This is a genomic window from Magnetococcales bacterium (assembly GCA_015228935.1).
Classification (GTDB): domain Bacteria; phylum Pseudomonadota; class Magnetococcia; order Magnetococcales; family DC0425bin3; genus HA3dbin3.
This window is the reverse complement of the sequence record JADGCO010000016.1, coordinates 18,222-39,545: the sequence shown is the minus strand read 5'-3', so window position 1 is coordinate 39,545 and position 21,324 is coordinate 18,222. Positions and strand designations below refer to the sequence as shown.

Annotated in this window: 18 protein-coding genes and 1 pseudogene; 5 read left to right on the top strand and 14 right to left on the bottom strand. The window is 56.4% G+C overall.

Annotated features, from left to right (window positions below):
• Positions 1-390: 390 nt before the first annotated feature.
• The 3 genes from HQL65_06305 to HQL65_06295 are packed head-to-tail and all read left to right on the top strand — an operon-like array spanning position 391 to position 1,014.
• A complete protein-coding gene (locus tag HQL65_06305; GenBank protein MBF0135832.1) occupies positions 391-618 on the top strand; it encodes a hypothetical protein in 228 nt (75 codons plus the stop codon).
• Positions 605-790 carry a hypothetical protein gene (locus HQL65_06300; GenBank protein MBF0135831.1) on the top strand — a complete coding sequence of 62 codons (186 nt, stop codon included), beginning with the start codon at positions 605-607 and terminating at the stop codon, positions 788-790. Before HQL65_06305 ends, HQL65_06300 begins: the two co-directional genes overlap by 14 nt.
• Positions 787-1,014, top strand: coding sequence for a hypothetical protein (locus tag HQL65_06295; GenBank protein MBF0135830.1), 228 nt, complete (start codon positions 787-789; stop codon positions 1,012-1,014). Before HQL65_06300 ends, HQL65_06295 begins: the two co-directional genes overlap by 4 nt.
• A gap of 54 nt (positions 1,015-1,068) precedes the next feature.
• On the opposite strand, the gene HQL65_06290 is transcribed toward HQL65_06295, so the two are convergent.
• The 6 genes and pseudogenes from HQL65_06290 to HQL65_06265 form a co-directional block, all read right to left on the bottom strand.
• The gene (locus HQL65_06290; GenBank protein MBF0135829.1) at positions 1,069-4,008 is read right to left on the bottom strand and encodes a type I restriction endonuclease subunit R; all 2,940 of its coding nucleotides are present in this window, start codon (positions 4,006-4,008) and stop codon (positions 1,069-1,071) included.
• Positions 4,005-4,738: pseudogene (locus HQL65_06285) on the bottom strand (macro domain-containing protein). The gene HQL65_06290 and the pseudogene HQL65_06285 overlap by 4 nt, the downstream one beginning before the upstream one ends.
• Complete coding sequence (locus HQL65_06280; protein ID MBF0135828.1) at positions 4,735-4,926, bottom strand: DUF4433 domain-containing protein; 192 nt, start codon at positions 4,924-4,926, stop codon at positions 4,735-4,737. Before HQL65_06280 ends, HQL65_06285 begins: the two are co-directional and overlap by 4 nt.
• Positions 4,927-4,928: 2 nt before the next feature.
• Positions 4,929-5,855 carry a restriction endonuclease subunit S gene (locus HQL65_06275; protein ID MBF0135827.1) on the bottom strand — a complete coding sequence of 309 codons (927 nt, stop codon included), beginning with the start codon at positions 5,853-5,855 and terminating at the stop codon, positions 4,929-4,931.
• Between the two features lie 558 nt (positions 5,856-6,413).
• On the bottom strand, positions 6,414-8,546 hold the full coding sequence (locus tag HQL65_06270; GenBank protein ID MBF0135826.1) for an SAM-dependent DNA methyltransferase: 2,133 nt from the start codon (positions 8,544-8,546) through the stop codon (positions 6,414-6,416).
• Between the two features lie 153 nt (positions 8,547-8,699).
• Positions 8,700-10,160, bottom strand: a complete 1,461-nt coding sequence (locus tag HQL65_06265; protein ID MBF0135825.1) for a DUF4080 domain-containing protein — start codon at positions 10,158-10,160, stop codon at positions 8,700-8,702.
• Between the two features lie 197 nt (positions 10,161-10,357).
• Between HQL65_06265 and HQL65_06260 the strand changes: the two genes are divergently transcribed.
• Both HQL65_06260 and HQL65_06255 read left to right on the top strand, forming a co-directional pair.
• Positions 10,358-11,182 (top strand): M48 family metallopeptidase, encoded by an 825-nt coding sequence (locus HQL65_06260; protein MBF0135824.1) that lies wholly within the window; start codon positions 10,358-10,360, stop codon positions 11,180-11,182.
• Between the two features lie 78 nt (positions 11,183-11,260).
• Positions 11,261-12,028 carry an FkbM family methyltransferase gene (locus HQL65_06255; GenBank protein ID MBF0135823.1) on the top strand — a complete coding sequence of 256 codons (768 nt, stop codon included), beginning with the start codon at positions 11,261-11,263 and terminating at the stop codon, positions 12,026-12,028.
• Positions 12,029-12,108: 80 nt separating this feature from the next.
• Here the strand turns inward: HQL65_06255 and HQL65_06250 are convergent, their stop codons facing one another.
• The 8 genes from HQL65_06250 to HQL65_06215 all read right to left on the bottom strand — a co-directional run bounded on the left by HQL65_06250 (position 12,109) and on the right by HQL65_06215 (position 21,254).
• Entirely contained in the window at positions 12,109-13,329 is a 1,221-nt protein-coding gene (locus HQL65_06250) for a hypothetical protein (GenBank protein MBF0135822.1), read from the bottom strand.
• A gap of 97 nt (positions 13,330-13,426) precedes the next feature.
• Positions 13,427-13,675: a hypothetical protein gene (locus HQL65_06245; protein ID MBF0135821.1), complete on the bottom strand. Its 249-nt coding sequence runs from the start codon at positions 13,673-13,675 to the stop codon at positions 13,427-13,429.
• A 322-nt stretch (positions 13,676-13,997) separates the two neighbouring features.
• Positions 13,998-14,333 carry an HIRAN domain-containing protein gene (locus tag HQL65_06240; GenBank protein MBF0135820.1) on the bottom strand — a complete coding sequence of 112 codons (336 nt, stop codon included), beginning with the start codon at positions 14,331-14,333 and terminating at the stop codon, positions 13,998-14,000.
• Between the two features lie 278 nt (positions 14,334-14,611).
• On the bottom strand, positions 14,612-15,793 hold the full coding sequence (locus HQL65_06235; protein MBF0135819.1) for a restriction endonuclease subunit S: 1,182 nt from the start codon (positions 15,791-15,793) through the stop codon (positions 14,612-14,614).
• A 45-nt stretch (positions 15,794-15,838) separates the two neighbouring features.
• Positions 15,839-16,108 carry a type II toxin-antitoxin system RelE/ParE family toxin gene (locus HQL65_06230; protein MBF0135818.1) on the bottom strand — a complete coding sequence of 90 codons (270 nt, stop codon included), beginning with the start codon at positions 16,106-16,108 and terminating at the stop codon, positions 15,839-15,841.
• Positions 16,092-16,304, bottom strand: a complete 213-nt coding sequence (locus HQL65_06225; protein ID MBF0135817.1) for a hypothetical protein — start codon at positions 16,302-16,304, stop codon at positions 16,092-16,094. Before HQL65_06225 ends, HQL65_06230 begins: the two co-directional genes overlap by 17 nt.
• 424 nt (positions 16,305-16,728) lie before the next feature.
• Complete coding sequence (locus tag HQL65_06220; GenBank protein ID MBF0135816.1) at positions 16,729-17,880, bottom strand: SAM-dependent DNA methyltransferase; 1,152 nt, start codon at positions 17,878-17,880, stop codon at positions 16,729-16,731.
• Positions 17,877-21,254: a DEAD/DEAH box helicase family protein gene (locus HQL65_06215; protein MBF0135815.1), complete on the bottom strand. Its 3,378-nt coding sequence runs from the start codon at positions 21,252-21,254 to the stop codon at positions 17,877-17,879. Before HQL65_06215 ends, HQL65_06220 begins: the two co-directional genes overlap by 4 nt.
• Between the last annotated feature and the right edge of the window lie 70 nt (positions 21,255-21,324).

Sequence of the window (21,324 nt, the reverse complement as noted above, 5' to 3'; positions counted from 1 at the left end):
GGCTCAGGAGTATCCCCGGCTCAGGAGTATCCCCGGCTCAGGAGTATCCCCGGCTCAGGAGTATCCCCGGCTCGAAAGCAGAAACCCCCGGCACCGTTACACCTGGAAAAATGGAACCGGTCGTCGTTCCAGGGAAGGAAACGGCAAAAAGGGTGGTCCTGTAAAGGGAAAACAGACATCACAGCCAAAAAAGTTTGCCGGCGAACTTTTGACCTTGATTTTTTCTGTGCGGAATTATAACCTTCCCCATGTCCTGGTCCATACTGAATCGTCATGTTTTTCGTGTCGGTCTGGTCATGCACAAGGTTTTTGACAATATTTTACTGAAGATTCCTGCCCGGCTTTTTTTCTTTATTGAATCAGATAAAACAAGGCCCTCAGGGGTGGTCCATGACCGAGTCCGCCATAAGGGAAGCTGTCGAATCCTATAGCCGGGGCGAGATCAGCCGCAGAGAGCTTGGCAATCGAATCGAACAGGAAGTTGATTTTGCCGATGCCCTGCACCTGCTTCGCCAATATCACCTGCCCCTCCCGCACCGTCCCAGTGACCCGTTATCTCCCGGCGTCCAATTGATTCGCCAGCTTGCATCGCGCCAAAAACCTCATGACTGTTCCTGAATTGACTGCCAAACTCCTGGTGACGGACACCGGACCTCTCATCGCCCTCGCCACGGCGGATGCGTTGGGTTATTTACTGTATCCCGGGGTGCCCGTGCATATTCCCGACGCAGTCTTGTACGAGGCAACAGTCAAGAGTGGATCTTTGGGAGCCAACGTCTCATCACGATGACGACCTTTGATTTTTTGACCGGACTGGAGTTGGCAGGACGGATTGCCTCCGCCGAAGAGGTCTATAAACTTGCGGCGGATGCAGGACGCCATGCCTCGCGCCTCGCCGTTCTGCATGCCCAGCACAAAAATGCCCAGGCTGCGGTCGATAAACTCCTGCAACCAAAAAGTTCCCACGATAAACCAGGCACTTTACTGGAAGGTTATCCTGGTATCAGGCAGTAACGGATGCCGAACGGAAGACTTCCAACTTATTGGACATTTTAAACAATATGGCCATCAGGATGCCTCGGCATAAGTCGCCGCAAAAATCGTTTCCGACAGCCACTTTTTGAAGGAGGGATTATCGCTGAACTGCTTGAACAGCTCGGTGTGATCCGAGAGCAGATCGATGACCGCCTGCTCCAACGCCTTGTCGTGTTCGATCCGGGCGTTCTGCCTGTCGGAATTCCGCATTGCATTCTGGTAGGCCTTGTCGGATGAGACCTTGGCCGGAAGTTCCTCCGCGATGACCTTGCCGATCCTGTCCACATCCTTCCAGTCGATATTCCCGAACATCTCGTTGAAAGTCTTGAGGATATTGCTCAGTAAGTCCAACTCTGGCTCCGGCTTGCCGCCCCCGCCACTGGTGGGCACAGGGCCGATTTCGGCGTCCGCATCCGGCAGGATAATGGCCATGGATGCCCGTGCTTCCACCCGGTAGCTGTCCATGTCGATGGCTTCCAGAATGCCCCTGGACAGATCCTCTTCCTTCGGTGCAGGGAGTTTCGGGACGAGGAAGTTGAGGAAGATGGAGAGCTTTTCCCAGTCGGCATTGGAAAAAGGGAGGATGGAGGCCAGAAAGCCATAGGTGCGGGTAAACGCCTTGGCCTTGCCCTTGAAATCCACCTGCCCATCTTCGTCCAGTTCTCCGGTGTAAACTGCCACGCAAGCGTCCAAAATCGGATCAAGCCTGTCCCGACCCGCCCCGCCAAGGTACAAAGTCACCAACTCCTCTACCTGCGCCCAGGCATAGACCTGATAGCCGTCCAGACTCGATTTCAGGTCATGCAGCTTGTTCGGGTCTGTCTCCTCACTGAGAATCGTGGTGCGGTAGTAAGGCTCGAACGACTGGCGTATGCCATCGGCGTCGTTCATGAAGTCGAGTACGAAGGTGTCGTGTTTCTGCGGGTGGGCCCGATTCAGCCGCGACAGGGTTTGCACGGCCTTGATGCCGGAGAGGGTCTTGTCCACGTACATGGTGTGGAGCAAGGGTTCGTCATAGCCGGTCTGGAACTTGTCCGCCACAATCAAAAACCGGCAGGGATCTCGCTTGAAGGTCTCCTCGATGGCGTGGCTGGGAAAACCGTTGAGCGTGGCTTCCGTCACCTTGTCACCACCGTATTCATGTTCACCCGAAAAGGCGACGATGGCCTGGTACGGACTCTTGCGTTCCCTCAGGTAATCTTTGAAAGCCTGAAAATACTGGATGGCGCGCTGAATGCCGCTGGTCACCACCATGGCCCGGGCATGGCCGCCGACCTTGCGCTGCACGATGACCTGCTCGTGAAAATGGTCGATCATGATCTCCGCCTTCTGGCGGATGGCATGCTCGTGGGATTCGACGTAGCGGCGGAGTTTCTTCTGCGCCCGTTTGGCGTCGAACCGGGGATCCTCCTCCACCGTCTTCATGAGGCGATAGTAGCTGTCCACCGGGGTGTACCGCCTGAGTACGTCCAGGATGAACCCCTCCTGGATGGCCTGTTTCATTGTATAGCTGTGGAAAGGAACATGGCGGACCTTGTCCCCTTCGGGAACAGGATCGCCAAAAACCTCCAGGGTCTTGTTTTTGGGCGTGGCGGTGAAGGCAAAGTAACTCGCATTGGGGAGAGCCTTCCGAGACGCCATCAAGCGGTTGATGGCGTCCTCGACCGACTCTTCTTCCTTTTCGGCACCATCGGCGGCCAGGGCAATGTTCATCTTGGCGGAGGTACGCCCACCCTGACTGGAGTGGGCCTCGTCGATGATGATGGCGAAGGTTCGCCCGCGATGTTCGTCGCCGATCTCATCCAGGATGAAGGGAAACTTCTGCACCGTGGTGATGATGATGCGTTTGCCCGCCTTGAGGAAGGCGCGCAGATTGACGGATCGTTCGGCATGGCCCACCACCGAGGAGACCTGTGCGAACTGCTTGATGGTGTCGCAAATTTGCCTGTCCAGCACCTGCCGGTCGGTCACCACGATGATGGAGTCGAAGGTGGGGGTGTCTCCGGTCTCCAGTCCCACCAACTGGTGGGCAAGCCAGGCGATGGAGTTGCTTTTGCCCGATCCCGCCGAATGCTGGATCATATAGCGGCGTCCCACGCCGGAGGCCTTGGCGTCCGCCAGGAGCTTGCGCACCACGTCAAGCTGATGGAAGCGGGGGAAGACCTGCCTGGGCGGCTTCCTGCGCCCCTTGTCGTCCTTCTCCTTCACCAACTGGGCGTAGTTCTCCAAAATGTCGGTAAGGTTGGGCCTGGTGAGAATCTCGCGCCAAAGGTAGGCAGTCTTGAGTCCATTGGGGTTCGGAGGGTTGCCTGCACCACCGTTCCATCCCCGGTTGAAGGGCAGGAACCACGAGGCCTTGCCCTTCAGGTGGGTACACATGCGCACCTCGTGGTCGTCCACCGCGAAGTGAACCACCGAACGCCCAAACTGAAACAACAGTTCCTTGGGGTCACGGTCGCGCTTGTACTGCTCGATGGCATCCTCGACAGTCTGTTTGGTCAGGCTGTTCTTCAACTCGAAGGTAGCGATGGGAAGGCCGTTGATGAACAGAACCACATCCAGCGAGAGCCGGGTGTCGTCCTTGGAGAAACAGAGTTGTCTGGTCACGCTGAACAGATTGGCAGCGAACAGCTCCACAGCCTTGGGGTTGCCGGGGGAGGGGGTGCCGTAGAACAACTCCACACTGGCCGGGCCATGTTTGATGCCCCGGCGCAACACATCGATGACCCCGCGTCTGGCGATTTCACCCTGAAGACGGTTCAGGAACTGAAACCGCTTGGGGCCGTCATCGGCCAGGCCCAGGGTGTCGCAGGTCTTGGATTGGGTTGTCTGAAGGAAAACCAGCAACTTGGCCGTATCGACGGCGTGGTCGCGGTCGTAGTCCCTGGAATCACCGGCTACATAGCCCGCCTCGTCGATCAATGACCGGACGATGAGGGCTTCCAACCCCTTTTCGCTGGTGTCGGTACTCATGCCAGGCCCGTCGGGATGGGAATCGGCAGCCAGCCCTTCCGGCCCAGCACTTCCAGGGCGATGTGAATTTGACGGTCGCTGAACTGGGCTTTGCGGTCGTTCCAGGCGTGAATCTTGGCGATGACGTCCATGAAATACATGAGCTTGTGTACCTCCAGGAGGGAGACGAAGGGGTCCATCAAGCCCCCCGGCGATGCATGAGTCCCACCAGGGCAGCCCGTCCCGGAGTCATTTTGGGCGGCTCTTTGGCTTTCACCATCTGCTTGGCATCAGGCGCACCCGTGGGTTCGTAGACGATGACCTTGACTCCATCCAGTCCTGCCAGGGCCTGGACGATTCGTTGCCGGACTTCCGGCCAGTTCAGGCCGCCCAAACCGCTGCCCAGGGGCGGAATGGCGATGGAGCGGATTCCCCGGGCTTGGATCTCCCGGGCCAGGTCCACCAGCCCCGCTTCCACATCCTCCATGCGGCTGTTGTCGCGCCAATGGCGTTTGGTGGGAAAGTTGACGATATAGCGCGGGGTGGTCAGGCTGTGGGTATCGAAAATGAACGTGCGGCCAGGCACCACATCCTTGCGCCGGCAGGCGGACTCGTAGGCCTTGAAATTCTCCGGGTAGGCCTTCTTGAACTGCAAGGCGATGCCCCGGCCCATGACGCCCACGCAATTGACGGTGTTGACGATGGCCTCGGCGTCATCGGCGAGGATATCTCCGCTGGTGAATTCGATCATGGTGTCTCCTCCCTCCTCAACAATACCATTCCGGCCTTGTCTCCACTGGACATGCCGATGGCCGCCGCCGGACCACCCCGCCGGATCATCTCCGCATCCGAAACCAAACCACCATCCACCAGAATGGCGGGGAGGTTGTCCACATGGGTGATGTGGTAGATTTTCGGCTGGACGGGGAGCGCGATCATGGTTATCCCTCCACATCTTCCGATTCGGCATCATCCCTCAGCAGGTCGTCCACGCCTTCCTCCTCCAGGTCTTCAATGACGTCATCGTCAGTTGGCATGGTGACCGCCACGCCCCGCACGTCCAGCTTGCCAGTGACGACATCGGTAATCAGGCGTTCGCGGTATTCTTGGATAAGCTTGATTTCATTCTCGGATCGATCAATGGTTTGGTTGATTTTTTCTGCCTCACACTCAATTTCAGCAACAACAACTTTCTGTGTTGCTATTTCTGGTATGGCAATGGGCATTGCTCCAACTCTTTCAATACTGAGATTCCCTTGTGTGTTCACGGGAGCCTCTTTCAGGAGTTTTTCTTTCATCGCTTTAAATGAATAAAATAGGAAATCCAGCATAACGTCATTCTCTGGAACGAAGCCAACAATACTGTCTGGAAAGCATGCGTCAAAATCAAGGATTGCGACATCTCCAATATTTGCCGCAATTGTCATTACCAAGGTTCCACGAGGAAATTGTTTGCTGACTGCAAATCCTTTTTCATTGAGGGTTTGCTTGTAGTCAATAATATATTTCCCAACTCTTGCCACGTCACCGGTCTGAATAAAAGGGAACTTTCCATCATACATGATTGGATCATTTCGAGGACGATGGCCGAATTGTCCGCGAAGAATTTTCGTAACCGTTTTAATCCGTTTTGCTTCCCAATGCGCCGGAATCTCCGGCATCCAGTCGATGCCGGTGGGCTTCATGGGGGCGTTGGGGTCCAGGCCCCGGGTGACCGCCTGATTGATGATGGCCTGCTTCTGCTCGCTCAACAGCGCAATCAGCCGACGCTTGTTACGGATGAGGCGACGAATCTGAGCGGTTTTCCATGCGAGAAAACGTCCGATTATTGCTTGTTCATCGAGAGACGGCAAAAAAAGCGGAAACATTCCAAGCGTTGTTCTGTTTGTTGCGGCAAGATTTGTTGTTTTCTTGGCGGTCAGGTAAAAGTATGAGCGACCGTGCTGGCTTTCTAATAGACTTACCAAAAAACTTGGCAGCATGCGGTCCTTATTGGGGCGAATAGCAAAAATATGGTTTTGATGTAGGCAGTTATCTATTTCACCATTCCATGTCGCCCCTCTTCCAAGTTTGTCGATATCACCACCCTCCGTAACAACAACGTCACCCGGTATCAACCTCGCTGACAGCGCCTCGTTTTCAGGAATGACCGCAGTTTTTATGTGCCTGAGATTTAAAAAACCATTCTGTACATTCGCTACGCGAAGATACGGATATTCAGTGAGTTCTGTGTCCTCGTATCGCTTGCCCAATGTGATCCCACTTTGAACTTGGGAAACTCTTTTGAGCTTTGTTTCTGACCAATGCTCCGGCACCTGTCCCAGCCAGGGCAATCCAGAGTCTTTGTATGCCGGATAAGGGGAAAGGGTCATGGTAGGGATCCTGCTTTCATCTGCCAAATGGAGTACGTGGCGAATCAGATATTTTCATGGTCCATCCCCCACAATGTGCAGGAGCAATCCTTCGGATTCACGCTCCAGAGCCAGGATATCGGCCTTGATCTCTGCCAGGGTGCGCAAAGGCTGGGGCTTGTAAAAATGCCGGGTAAAGGAGATTTCATAGCCGATGGCCGTCTTCCCGGCATCGATCCAGGCATCCGGGGCGTGGGGCAGCACTTCACGGCGGATGAAGGCTTCGATGCCGCCCTCTTCCAGGAAGGGTATCTGTTCGGTATCGCGCAGTTCGCTGTCCGGTTCGTACTCCACCACCATCGGTTTGTCGTCCATGGTGAGGTGATGCCTGCCGTACAAAGCATCCTGTTCGCGATTCATGCCAGCCCTGGCCCTGGCTACCTTCCGGATAACCGGTGCAGCATCCGGATCCTTCACGCCCAGGGCTGTCATGAGCAGCTTCTGCCGCTTTGCCGTCATACCAAGTTTCTGGGCCGTTAACATGGCTCCCAAGACATCCAGAAAGCGGTTGAAATCGCCATAAGAGCCTTCACCAAATTTTTTAGTAACGATTCCGACAAGATCCGAGAGGGATTCTTCAGAGACATCCGCACAGGTTTTACTGAACCTCCGCAACACATCCGCCGACAAATCCACTCTCAGACGCAACGGGCGTTCCACCGTCACCTTCCAGTAGCCGAATGCCTGGTTGGGAAAGACCTTGGATTGTTCGCTCTCCTCGCGTTTGAGAAAGGCGTCGCAAATGCGCCGAATATCGTCCGGGCCGAGTTCGCAGTTTTTTTTGCCCAGGTTCTTGCGCAGGGGCTTGAACCATGCGGTGGCGTCGATCAACTGGACCTTGCCTCGCCGTTCAGGTGCTTTGCGATTACTGAGAACCCAGATGTAGGTGGCGATGCCGGTGTTGTAGAAAATGTTGAGGGGTAGGGCAATGATGGCTTCCAGCCAGTCGTTCTCGATGATCCAGCGGCGAATGTTGCTCTCACCCGACCCGGCATCTCCGGTGAACAGAGAGGAACCGTTGTGAACCTCGGCAATGCGGCTGCCCAGTGGGGAGGCCTTCTTCATCTTGCTCAACATGTTGGCCAGGAACACCATCTGGCCGTCGCTGGAGCGGGTGATCAGGCTGTATTCCGGATTGCCGCCATGCTCGATGATGAAACGTGGGTCGCGGAGTTCTTTCTTGCCCCCAATGCGATCCAGATCGGACCTCCAGGATTTTCCGTAAGGCGGATTGGACAGCATAAAGTCGAATTCCCGCGAGGGAAAAGCATCGGCAGAGAGAGTGGAGCCGAACTTCATGTTCTCTGCCTCGACGCCTTCGCCCTTGAGGATCAGGTCCGCCTTGCTGATGGCAAAAGTCTCCGGGTTGACCTCCTGGCCATAGAGGTGAACCGAGACTTCCTTGCCATGTTCCGCCGCCAGTTTGCCAAGGGTCTCCTCGGCAACCGTCAGCATGCCGCCCGTGCCGCAGGCACCATCATAAACCAGATAGGTGCCGGACTGGATCGTGCCGGCAACAGGCATGAAAATCAAGTAGGCCATCAACTCCACCACGTCGCGAGGGGTGAAATGCTCGCCAGCCTCTTCGTTGTTCTCCTCGTTGAAACGGCGAATCAACTCCTCAAAGATTGTCCCCATGGAGTGATTGTCCAGACCAGGCAGACGGACGGACCCATCCTGGTGCAAAACCGGCTTCGGGCTGAGGTTGACCGAGGTATCGAGAAATTTTTCGATCAGATAGCCAAGGACATCCGCTTCCACCAACGTCTGGATCTGGTTGCGGAACTTGAATTTTTCCAGGACTTCCTGGACGTTGGGCGAGAATCCGTCCAGGTAGGCCTCGAAATCTGCCCTGAGCTGTTGTTGCCTGGCCCGGGAAGCCAGGTCGCGCAAGCGGAAGGGAGATGTGTTATAAAACGCTTCTCTGGCAGTTTGGCAAAGGGCGGCATGCTGGTTGGCCACACCCGCCTTGTCAAGCTGCGCCTTCATCCGAAGCACCGCATCCTTGGTTGGCTCCAGGACGGCATCCAAACGCCGGATGACCGTCATGGGCAGAATCACGTCCCGATATTTACCGCGAACGTAGACATCACGCAGCACGTCGTCGGCGATACCCCAGATGAAATTGCTGATATTCAGGCTGCTCACGCCTTGTTCCCTTTTGTCTGTTTTTCGGAAAGCACCTGACTCATTATATATTTTTCCTTGTCAGAGAAAAGTCCGAATACACCTCATCCCGGTTGAACAGAACGAATTGCTGGTACCTGGATTGGCGCACGTTGGGATCGATGAGGGTCTGGTTCAAGCAAAACCGCTGTGCCGCGCCTGTCTTTCCGGACCCTGGCCGGTGTGGCTGCGGGAGCGATCCGCATGGATCATCTCGGCGGCGAGACCAGGATCGCAGCCCAAGGCTTGGACCAGGCCGGTCTGCACCAGGTCGTAAAGACGCGGCAAGGCGATGCGATGGGTCTGGCCGGTGGTGGCGAAGAGCCAGTCGCTCAGGGCCATGAACTGGGCAAAAGGGGATTGTTCTCCCAACAAACCGGGGCGGGTCTTGGCAAACCGCCCGGAATTGCCAATCAAATCCCAGTAGCGGGCAAAGCGCCTGAGTCGCCGCATCGTCATGAAATCAATCCGGTCGTTGCACAACAATTCATAAGGTGGTTCCGGGTCGAACACCATGCGAAACGGCTCGATCTGATGTTGGATGGGGGCACCCCGCAGGCGTTTCAGGATTCCCACCTGAATTTCGTGCGGATCCAGACCAATCAGACGGTCAAATCCGGCGGCAAACCCCGTCATATCCTCGCCCGGCAAGCCGATGATCAGATCGGTATGCAGATGAACGCCTGTATGGTTGCGCAACCAGGAGAGGTTTTCCACCGCCCGGGTCATCTCCTGGGGCCGGTCGATGCGGGCCAAAACCTCGGCGGAAAAACTCTGCAAACCAATCTCGAACTGAATGGTTCCTGCCGGAAAGCGGGCCACGCTGGCGCGCAAAGGCTCTGGAAAACGATCCGGAATGACCTCAAAATGCAAAAACAGGTCGGGCGTCAGACGGGCATGGAAAAAATCGAGGATGGCCTGGGCTGTGGTTATTTTCAGGTTGAAGGTCCGGTCCACAAATTTGAAGTGCCGCACGCCGCGTTGCCACAGGTTTTCCATGGCGGCCAGGAAGGGTTCAAGGGCAAAATGACGCACTCCCTGTTCCAGGGCCGAGAGACAAAAGGCACACTTGAATGGACAGCCGCGTGATGCCTCGACGTAAATGACCCGTTGCTGGATATCCCGTTCACTGTAGAACGCATAGGCCGGGAGCAACTGGTCAGGGTCCGGCGGTGGGGCCGCGCAGATTTTTTCGATGGCTTGTTCACCTGCCAACAAGCGTCGGCAAAGAGTGCGCAACAGCAATTCACCCTCGCCCACAATGACATGATTTGCCATGGATGTGATGATTTGTCCGGCAATGTCATGACTGACCTCGGGTCCACCCACGACGATGATAAGTTCCGGGTGCAGACTTTTCAAAACCTGGACCAGGCGACGGGAGAGATCGGCATTCCAGACATAGACTCCCAGGCCCACAATGCGGGGTTGGTGCGCCAGGATGGCTTCGGCCATTTCGGCGGGTGTTTTTTCCAGATCGAATTCGAGAATCTCCGCCCTCTGGGCCAGTTCGTCCAGATTGGCCAGAAGACAGCGCAAGCCAAAGGCGGTATGACGAAAACGGGCATTGATGGTCGTCAACAAAATATCAGCCATGTTTCACCCGGGAAAACCTGTGCAGGGACCGGGATGCATGTCCGGGGGAACAGGGTTCTGTCAGTTCATCCGGCAGGGTTGCAGAGCGTGTCCAAACGGAAAAATCCTGCAAATTTTTCAATTGAAACATGGCGTAAAATAATCCAGTATGATCCACTCTGTTTTTCACTCCAGGCCCTTCTTCATCCGGAAAGAACATGAAAGAGACGTTTGGACATCTGTGCCGGGCATTTCTGGTTACCTGGATGCTGACTGGCTGTGCCACGGTGCCCATTACCGGGCGCAGTCAGATGACCCTGCTCCCTTCGCAGCAGGTCATGAGTCTGGGGTTCCAAGCCTACGACAAGATGCTCAAGGAAGAGAAGGTCAGCAAGGGATCAAAGGATGCGGCCATGGTGGAACGGGTCGGCCAACGGGTCCAACGGGCCGTGGAAAATTATTTTGCCCGTCGGAACCAGAGCAGCCGTCTGGCAGGGTATCAATGGGAATTCAATCTGGTCGAGAGCAAGGAGCGCAACGCGGCCTGTTATCCGGGTGGCAAGGTGGTGGTCTACTCGGGATTGTTGCCGGTTGCCCGCAGTGATGCCGGTCTGGCGGCGGTCATGGGCCACGAAATTGCCCATGCCGTTGCCAATCATGGCAATGAACGCATGAGCCAGCAACTCGTGGTTGAATTGGGTTCCACCGTATTGTCCAGTTCCCTGGGGGCGCTCTCCCCGGGCCAGCAGGAAATGTTCAATTCCGCGTTTGGCCTGGGGGTCAAGTACGGTGCCATGCTCCCCTTCAGTCGCGTTCACGAAACCGAAGCGGATCGCATGGGAACCCTATTCATGGCCATGGCCGGTTATGATCCCCAGGAGGCCATCGGTCTCTGGGAAAGAATGAACGAGGCCCAAAATGCCTCCGGCAATAAAAATTCCCTGGAATGGTTGAGTACCCATCCCCTGCCGGCCAGTCGCATCCAGAATTTGCGCCGGGTCATTCCCGAGGCGATGCGCCACTATCAGGAACATGGAAATTAACGGTTCCCTTTTGTTTCATCCCCTGTGCAGCTTCCGGGGGAGGGTTGATCGCCCGGGCATCTGGTCAGGAACAGGGTCATGAACAGGTCCCTTTTGCTCCGTATCCTGTTGACCTTTGTGGGGGAAGATCGCCTGCGCCGGTTGCTGACCTGGATGGAAATCCATCTTCCCGGCCTGGGTGGAAAACGGGTCTATGCCGAATTTGGTGAAGACATCATTCTGGATCATATGTTCCAGGGCATACGGGCCGGATTTTATGTGGATGTCGGTGCCCACCATCCCATCCGGGAGTCCAACACCTATCGCCTTTATCGGCGGGGCTGGCATGGCATCAACATCGATGCCTCACCGGGATCCTTCTCTCTTCTGCAACGGTTTCGTCCCCGCGACATCAATCTTCACACGCTGGTTTCCAACCAGGAGACGATGCTGACTTTTTATTGTTTTGGCTTGAGTTCCATGAATACGCTTGATCTGGCCCGCGCCGAAGCGTTCAAGAAAGCCTCGGGTCACTCATGGTCCACACTCCATCTGCATTCCCGTTCTCTGGCAGACATTCTGGCAACGCATGTTCCGGCGGGAACCGGCATTGATCTTCTCTCCGTGGATGTGGAGGGGCATGATCTTTCTGTGTTGCAATCGAATGATTGGGAAAGGTTTGTTCCCAGGGTGATCCTGGTGGAGATGCATTTTTCCACGCTGGAGAGCCTGTTTCGCTCACCGCTTTTTGAGTTTTTGCGGGAAAAGGGGTATGACCTGGTCAACATTCTGGGGCCATCCCTGGTTTTTGTGGCCAACAAGGCCAAAAACCATCCCCACTGGCCCTTCATGATGCAACGTGGATAAGGAGACCGGGGGTTGGAGGCTGGAGGCTGGAGATTGGAGGACGGAGGCTGAAAAAAAAGTAGCGGGTCGGCGTCCGGGTTTCACGGGGTGGCCAGCGGAATTTCCCCGGAAAAAAGGATATATGGCGAATTGGCCGCCTGATGGTAGGCAGACCGCAGCAAGGCATCTCCCCGAGGATTGGAGCCTGCTTTCAGAACGGCTTCATAAAACAATTTATAGAAATAATCCGGCTCCACGCGCACCTGCCACGCCAGAAGCGTGGCTTGGGATTTGAGCGGCTGGCGATACTCCAGAACCGCCTGGCCATCCGGTGGAATGCGGGTATCGAAGCGTTCCTCGGCCAGATCGAGCGAAACATCCCGACTGATGACCATCTCCTGGCTGGTCTCTGGCACGATCTGGTTTGACGAGTCTTTTTGCCAGGTTTCCACAAGCACCCTGGGTGTGACATAAGTGGGGAAAGAGTGCCCCACTCCGGTATTGCGCAACACGATGCGCACCGCCACTTCATCGGGCCGGGCCGGTGTCAAACGTTCGACCTGTATGGTCAGACCGGAACGCACCATCTCCGGGTCATGAATGCCCCGCCATGAATGGCGACGATCCGGCATATGACAGGCTTGGCAGGGTTGCCCCGCCTTGGCATAACGACTTTGTCGCCACTCTTCGAAGGTATTTTCCAATAATTTTCCGTTGAGGGCTGGATCCTCGGCGGAAAATTGATGGCAGCCGGCACAAAAACGCGCATCCTCAAAAGCGGTGGCCGTGGTCCACCCCCCGTGCGGCAGGAGTTCCTTGGCCATGGCCGATGGAGAACGGGCCGGGGGTCCATAATAAACATGTCCCCGGACATGGCAGCCGGCACAGGTCAGACCGTCCATCCCTTTTTTTTCATTTTTGGTCAGGATGGCGACCAGGGCATCGGCCTGTTCGGCCAGAGGCGCATGACAGCGCAAACAGGCCTGATGATCTTCCCGGGCATCGGCAGGCATATCCAGCAACTGCCCGAGAATGCCGGGTCCCAGGGCACGACGATGATGACTCAACTGCCAATCGGCATATTGGGTCACATGGCAAAGACCGCACCCCGCCGGGTTCATGACATCCGATTCAGCGGGTGTAAAACGTTCCGGTGGTGGTCCCTGGGCCGGGATGGGGCGACTCCAGTGGCGATGCAGAAATGCGGCAACGGCGTCTTGATCCGCTGCAAAACAGAGGCCGGTCCCTCCGGCAACCAAGGCACTCCATAGCCATGGCACGACAATCCGCAGCAGCCTTTGATAAAAGATTCTGGATCGCATCAGCCTGACTTGAAAAAGAAACCCCTTCCCCTGGATAAGGAGGGAAGGGGTTTTCCGGCTACCTGGATCCATGCCTGGGCATGGGTCCGGCGTTCACTCAATGTTTCGGGGCTTCCGGCTTTTTGGCTTCGTCTTTTTTGCCTTCTTCCTTCTTTTTGCCGTCGTCGTGCTTCATGCCCTCATGCTTTTTGGCATCGTGTTTATGCTCATCTTTTTTGGCAGCGCAGGGATTTTTGGGCGCACAAGGATTTTTGACGTGTTCTCCAGCCTGGGCAACCGTCGCACCCAGGGCAAAAGCTGCTGCACCGGCCAACAATGCCACTTTATTCAAGCCATTCATTTTCATTTTTTCTCTCCAGTGTTTCGCACATATTGTCCATGGGGAATATGCACCATCAGGCACGCAGGGGCCAGAATTCGGGACACGGCATGCTCTCAGTCCAGGCGGCGACATCTTACCCCTGGCTTGATCATGTGTCACTGACCGTACAAAAGAGTTCCCAAAAAAATGTATTCCCAATCTGCAAAAATCCAGGACCATGGTGCCCTATCCATTCATATCGTGTGGGAAAGGCGACCGGGGTACTCTTGAAATTTTCCTCTGAATCCATATCTCAAGAGCAGGATCGTTTTGCGCATTGTCTGCGTCAACCATACCTCGTATGACATCACGCCCGTCCGGGCCGGGTTTCCATGAGGATATCCACCTGGATCCTTTCCCACGGGTTGCTGGAATCCTTGAGTCTCGCGATGCGTGCCCGCAGGTTCTGTCCCCGATCCAGCATTTGGGAGACCGCCACGTTGGAGGCCCGGGGGACGTAGCCCAGCTTCCGCCCGTTCCAGAGTACCATCACCGCCTTGCCGTCATAGGGGTTGTCCGCTTCCCGTTGCAGAATCAGGGATTGACCGATCCGCAATTGGGACCAGACCCGTTGCCCCTGGTGATCTTGGAACCCGGCCACTCCTGCGCCCGCTTTCAGGAATCTTCGTTTCGAGAGGTTCATGGTCGGTCTCCGTTGAAGGGGTTGCCTGCCCCTCTCCAACGCAACGCCCAGGCCAATTGAGCCGCCTTGCTTGAGTGAATTGATTCTCCTTATTTATCAGATGGTTGAATTAAAACACCTGGAGCGTTCGGCTCCCTGGTTCAGGTCTCAACCATAAACAATCTTCTGATTCCGCATGTCTGTTTATGCGCCGCAGGTTCCTGTGGCCTTTTCCAGGTCATAGGCGTCGATGCACTGCCATCCCTTGTGCGGCACGTCCGGCTGATCTCATAGGCCGCTCACAACTCCCCACGGAAGGCGCGTTGGGTGAGGGAGCCGAAAAGAATATTCGCTTGCTCAACCCCTGCAAGATGAAGGCTCTTGCTTTTCTTTACTCCTTCCACAACCTGCCTGAAGTCACGTTGAATATCGATAGGTGGGTGAGCGATAGAAATATCCTGCATTTCCTGAGCGTTGATGTTTGCCATCCCCACGATGTTTTTACACATTCCCATAAGGGTTGCCTTACCGTGCTTAGAGTTCAAATATCCTGAAATATAATATGGGTCTGCTCGATCATTTACCCTGGCTCTTATAAGGTATCCAGCAAAGGCCATGGGTTCGTCAAAATCGCAAACAGCAGTCTTTCCAACAAGCTCTTTACTATTCGTTCTATTGAATAAGATATCATTTCGTGCAGCAAGATACTTTGGCTGTTCTTGTTCGCTGATATCAACGTACTTCAGATCCGACAAATCCCAAGCACCTTCGAACGTGATGTTCCCCATTCGAAGAACAGGGAATTCACCTTCAATAGCGTCGGCCTTCTTGGCCGTGCCATACCGAACCTCGGAAAGGAGATCCCGGATTGTACCGACCGGCCACCCCTTCGGGTTGGTGACCGGGTCGCCGAACATGTCGAGAAAGACAGCGCGGAGAAACTGGTCGGCCAGGGCCAGTGCTTGGCGGCGATTGCGGCGGATGGCGTCGGCCTTGTCCAGAATGGCAGCGATGCGCTTCTGCTCCGGGAGGGGTGGGATGTGCAGAGTCATGCTCCTGAGCTTATCTATTGTCAACGTGTCTACCGTTGTCCCTACTCCTTTGATAATCTGCCTTCGCATAAAGGGTGAATGTATCCAATAGTTAATAAAAGTGCTGTTCACATCATTCTTTTTTTGAAGCCACAGAACGCTTGCGTCCTTAAAATAAAATCTGTCCTTTGGCTGCACAATATAGGCATTGCCAATTGTACCGATTGCTGTGATCAACAAATCTCCAGGTACTGGCACACCGTGTTTTGCCTTATGCTCAGCGTAAAGCTCTTCTGAAATGAATAGCTCATTATCAACATGCCCGGCCTCGGAAAGCGCTGTAATTTCACGCCCTCTGTAAAAAGGGACTCCATTGGTTTGCCACTGGGATTTCAGCACTCTCTTGCTTGATTTTACTTGGAACAGGTCGCCAAGCTTCACCTCACGCATCATCCCACCATCCCCCGCAGTTTTTCCAGGTTGGCCATGATCTCCTTACCGTTCATACACATGCCCCCGATGCCCCACATCCACCACCAGCACGACCAGTTGATCATCCCGCAACTGGCACAGCAACCGATAATCTCCAACACGATAACGCCATAATCCCCGCTTGTTGCCACGCAACGGCTTGCCCCACAGACGCGGATTCTCCGCAGGCGCGATGCGTTTTTTCAGGTAATCCAGGATGCGACGCTGCACGGTTTTGTCCAAACGGCGCAGGGCCTCCACGGCCACGGCGTCGAACTCAATCCGCCAAGCCAAGCTTCCGTTCCACTTCTTCCAGGCTGAACCGGGGATTGTTTTGGTCCAAAACGGCTTCGGCACGTTCCCTGTCGGCTTGATCCTCCAGGTACTCCGCGACGATGGCTTCCATGAAAATGGTCAGATCCTGCCCCGATTCCTTGGCTCGGCGGACCAGTTGATACTCCATTTCGGAGGGGAGTGATAACTCGATCATGGTGTTGTTTCTCTCGTGTTATTCACGAAATGCGGGTTTTCTTGTTTCAAATCACGTTGATTTCCCGACAATGTTCCTCCCTCTTTCAAAGAAACTGGATTGGCCAGCAGCCTGGCCATGGCGTCCATGGATGCATGGGCCTCTTCCCGGTCCAAACGCCAGCCACGCATATCTATTGAACATAAATTGGCGGGCCAATGCTTATGGGCCTTCTGATCGTCTACCGACCCATCTCTCCGGCAATTCCCGGATGACAGGCCATCCGTTTCCCCTTGCCACACCTTTTCCTCAAAAGAGGTTTGCTTCTTGATCGCCAGGACAAAGTCCAAAATCTTTTGGGCATGTTCTTCAGGCACCTGTTTGACTTCCTCATAAATTCTGTCTGCCGTGTTCATCGTAACGACCCCCTATCCGATCATCCGCTTCAATTCCTCCAGGTCCCCCATGATATCACGCTCCAGAGCCAGCATGCGGTCCAGAATCTCTGGTTCTTTTCCACCAGGAGGGAGCGCAGGTCCACATGAGCATTGGAACTGCCAAACAGGACCCCGTCCGGCACGATGACCGCGCACCGTCCCCCCAGTTTGAGCATGCGCAGAATGAGGGTGACAAACAGCAGTTCGGTCTTTTTGGTCTTTACCAGCCCCAACAGAGAGGGATGGACATTCTCATGGTCCAGGCTGCCCTTGAAGGGCGGGTTGGCCAGGATTACGTCAAAGCCTGCAACCGCCAGCTTGGGATAACGCTCCGGAAAGGTGTTGCTCAGGGTGTCCTGATAGTGGATGTCCGGGGCGTCAATGCCGTGGAGCAACAGGTTCATGGCGGCGATGCGCAGCATGGTGACATCGAAGTCGAAGCCCCGGAACATGCGGCGCTGGATATGCTCCCGGTGAGGCTCCAGCAGGTCGCCGTGGTAGATTTTTTCACCCGTTTCCGGGTCGGTCTCCACCATTTTCGGGGAGGTGTGTTCCCGCATCAGGTATTGCAAGGCCTCCACCAGGAAGCCGGCGGTGCCACAGGCAGGATCCCCCACCACCTCGTCGGGGCGGGGGGCGACCATCTCCACCATGGCGCGGATCACATGGCGCGGGGTGCGAAACTGGCCGTTGATGCCCGCCGTGGTCAACTTGCCCAGCAAATACTCGTAGAGGTCCCCCTTGGTGTCCCCGGCGGTGAGCGGCAGGGCGTCGATCATCTCCACCGCCTTCACCAGCAGACTGGGCTTGGCGATCATCAACTGGGCCTCTTTCATGTATTCGCCGAACTCGGCCCCATCCACCGCCACCTTCTTGAAGTGGGGAAAGACCCGATCCCGCACCAGGGGCAGCATCTCTTCCGCCCCCAGGTGCTTGAAACGGGACCAACGCAGATCCTGCTCGGTCTCGCCGAAATTACGGCGGCCCTGGTGGCCCGTGCGGGCGTCGCGCTTCTCGTTGCGGGACTCGGCGATATCCAGCAGCCGGGCGAACATCAAAAACGAAATCTGCTCGATGACGGTAAGCGGATTGGTAATGCCGCCGGTCCAGAATTCTGTCCAAAGTTTGTCCACTTTTGCTTTCAACTCGCCGGTAATCATGCGGTGGTTCTCACTTCATGCTGTGCAGGGGGTTTGAAGGCGTCCAGGATGGCGATCAGGTCATCCATCTGCGCCTCGTCGCGGAACACGCCATCGGGGCCTTCGCTGTCCACGGTGGTGAACGGCGGTTCGTAGAGCCGGTCGATGGCAATGACGCCGAACCTGCTGATGTGGTTCTTGAGCAGGCCCAGAAAACGGATCTGCCGGGCGTTCAGCTTGGGATGGCGGCGGACGAAATCGGCAAAGTGCCGTTCCACCGCTGCCGCATCCATACCGATGATGGAGCGCAGGATCTGCGCCAGCCCGCCGGCGGTCTCCTGGTAGAACTCCAGCAGTATGTTCAGGTCCACGTCGGGCCGCTCCAGGTGAACCAGGGCGTTCAGGGCGTTCAGGTCCGTCCCGGTCACCGGCTCGCCGGCGCGGATCTTCTGCAAGGTGGGGTTGCTCTCGAACAGAGGCATGAGAACTTCTTCCACCCGCTGGCGGTAGGCGGCCAGGTCGTTGGCGGTGATGTTGGCCTTGCGCTGGGCGAACTCGATGCCGCCATCGGTCACATCCACTACCCGCACGGTTTCGCCGGAACGCTCTTCCGGACGGCGATGATGCATGATGCCCCGCAACTCCCGACGCATCTCTTCCAGTTGCGCCACGCTCACCGTGGCCCAGAACGCACCATCCTTGAACCGCTTGATCGTCTCCCCCTTCTCCCGCACCGGGTTCAGGTGCATCTGGAGCTGCGCCACCTGATCCATGGCCTGATCCCGGTAGTCCTCGAAACGGCTGGATTTCTTCAGCAACTCGACCTGCATCAGGGCCATGAGCCGGTCGAACTGCCAGGCGGCGGCGTGGTCGCGAATGTCGATCCACTGCATCAGCGGGGCCATGGTCTGGCGCAGCAGGATCACTGTTTCCGAGGCGAACTGCTCCAGAACGTAAGCCCGCTGAACAGTGCGCTTTTCCCGCCACTTCTCCCGCACGGCGATGGTCTCCTCGGGCAGGGCGGCCAAATCCTTGGCCATCAGTTCCACTGCCAGCTTGAAGGCCGCCGGTTCGGACTGCTCCAGGGCGGCCTCGGCCAGATCAATGTGCGCCTCAAACACCTGTTGCAGGAGGGATTTGGATGGGGCCGGGTCGGCTTCCTGAAACGCTTCGGCGAAGAATTCGAAGTTGCCCCAGTGGTCGAAGATGCGGAAATGGCGCTTGTGCTGGCCGGGGCCGAACAGTTCCGAACAAAGCCGGGTGCCACGCCCGATCATCTGCCAGAACTTGACCCGGGACTTGACCGGCTTGGCAAAAACGAGATTCACCACCTCGGGCACGTCGATGCCGGTATCCAGCATGTCCACCGAGATGGCGATGGTCAGCCCCGGATTGGAACCCACCCCCTTGAAGTCATCAATCAACTGCTCGGCGCGGGGGTCGTAGGTGTCGATCACTTGGCAGAACCCGCCGCCATACTGGGGATACAGCTCATCGAAAAGCTGGGAGAGCAGCACCGCATGGTTGTGGTTGCGGGCAAAGAGGATGGTCTTGCCTGGATGGGTGCCGGTGGACTCCCGCAGGCCATTTTCCATCAGGTTGCGCAGGACGTGCTTGTTGGTGTCCTTGTTGAACACCGCCTTGTCCACTTGCCCGGCGTCGTAGTCGAAGGATTCCGGATCCTCGCCGTCGTCCTCCAACTGCTGGCGCTGCGCCTCGCTGAGCTGTTCGTACCTGATCCCCCGGCGCAGGAACTCGGTGGTGTGTGTGAACAGCTCGAAGGGAACCAGATGCCCTTCCTCCACCGCACGGGAAAAATCGTAGTTGAAGGTGGGGTCGTCATCCTCGCAGCCGAAGAGCCGGAAGGTATTGCGGTTGATCATCCCCACCGGCGTGGCGGTTAGCCCCACCTGAAGGGCATCAAAATAGAAAAAAAGATCGCGATAGCGGTTGTAGATGCTGCGGTGGGATTCGTCGGCGATGATCAGGTCGAAGAATCCCACGTCGAAGGTCTCGAAGACCGTCATCATGGCTGGATAGGTGGCCAGGTAGATGCGTTTGTCCCGATCCTTGGCCGTTTGGCGGCCCACCACGACCAGAGGCTCGTTGAGCAGATCGGCATAGGCGTTTTTGGCCTGTTTTCTCAGTTCCTTGCGGTCGCACAGGAACAACACCCGCTTGACCCACCCGGCACGGATGAGTACATCGGTGAGCGAGATGGCCACCCGGGTCTTGCCAGTGCCGGTGGCCTGGACCACCAGGGCGCGGCGATGCCGGGCGGTCAAGCGTTCGCAGATACGCTTGATGGCTTCCAGTTGATAGAGTCGGCCCGCGATTTCAGAAGGCTGGATTTCATCCAGCCCCCTGCGGCTGATGCGTTGGAAGGTGACGAGGTATTGCAGACTGTCCCTGGAGTAAAAGCCATAAAGCTTGCGCGGCGAGTAACCACCGGCATCATCCCAGATCCAAATGTCGAAGCCGTTGGTGTAGAAGATTACCGGGCGCTGGCCATGCATCTTCTCCAGGCCGTCTGCATAAAGCTGGGCCTGCTTGCGGCCCAGTTCGGCGCTCTTGGCCGTCTTCTTGGCCTCCACCACGGCCAGAGGTTTGCCGTCGTCGTTCCACAGAACATAATCGGCATAACCCTTGCCGGTCTGGGTCGGCTGATGGTCAACCTCCACCTCCTGGCCGACATCATCCGACTGGGTGACGCGCCAACCGGCGGCGGCCAGTTGGCTGTCGATGAGGCGGGCGCGAGTGGTGGTTTCATCAAAATTCAAGGCATCGGCGGCATGGCGACCGGACTGGATGAGCGCTTCCAGCTCGTCCGCCTTGAGTTCGGCGGTTTGCGTCTTTTCCCGGGCCGCGTCCAACTCTTCCAGGAGCGTCTGCATCTGCGCTTCCTGAGCGGCCAATTGCTTCAGCACCGTCTTCTTTTCCCGCTTGAGCTGGGAACGGGCCTCGCCCGCCAGGCCACCAGCGGGTGGTTCCTGGTAGGCGTCCAGATCGGTGGTTTTGCCCTGGCCACTGGTCACGAAGATCCAGCGGCCAATTTCGTGAGACTCCTTGAGCAGCCACAAAGCCGTGTCGGTGGTGGCTTTTTCGCCATGGGCCGCCTTGTTGCCGTGAATCCGGATGGCGTGGAGCTTGTCCACCACCACCTTGGGTACGGCAGCCTGGAAAGCGTCCTCATTGAGAAGATCATTCAGATTGGGCTTGAACGGCTTGGGAAAGCCGGCCCGGTCGTAGATCCACAGGACGAGCTGTTCCGCGAACGCACGCAGCTTCACCAGGCTGCTTCCGGGATCGGGATGGGCATAGCTTTCGGCAAAGCCACCCAGTTCCGCCAACTGCGGCCAGGAAGGGCGCAGGAATTCGAAGTTCAGCGATTTCATGATCGAGCGTTCCATATTGGGGGTAAGAGCAACGGGGATGCCATCATGCCTTTACCCCGTATTTTTTCAT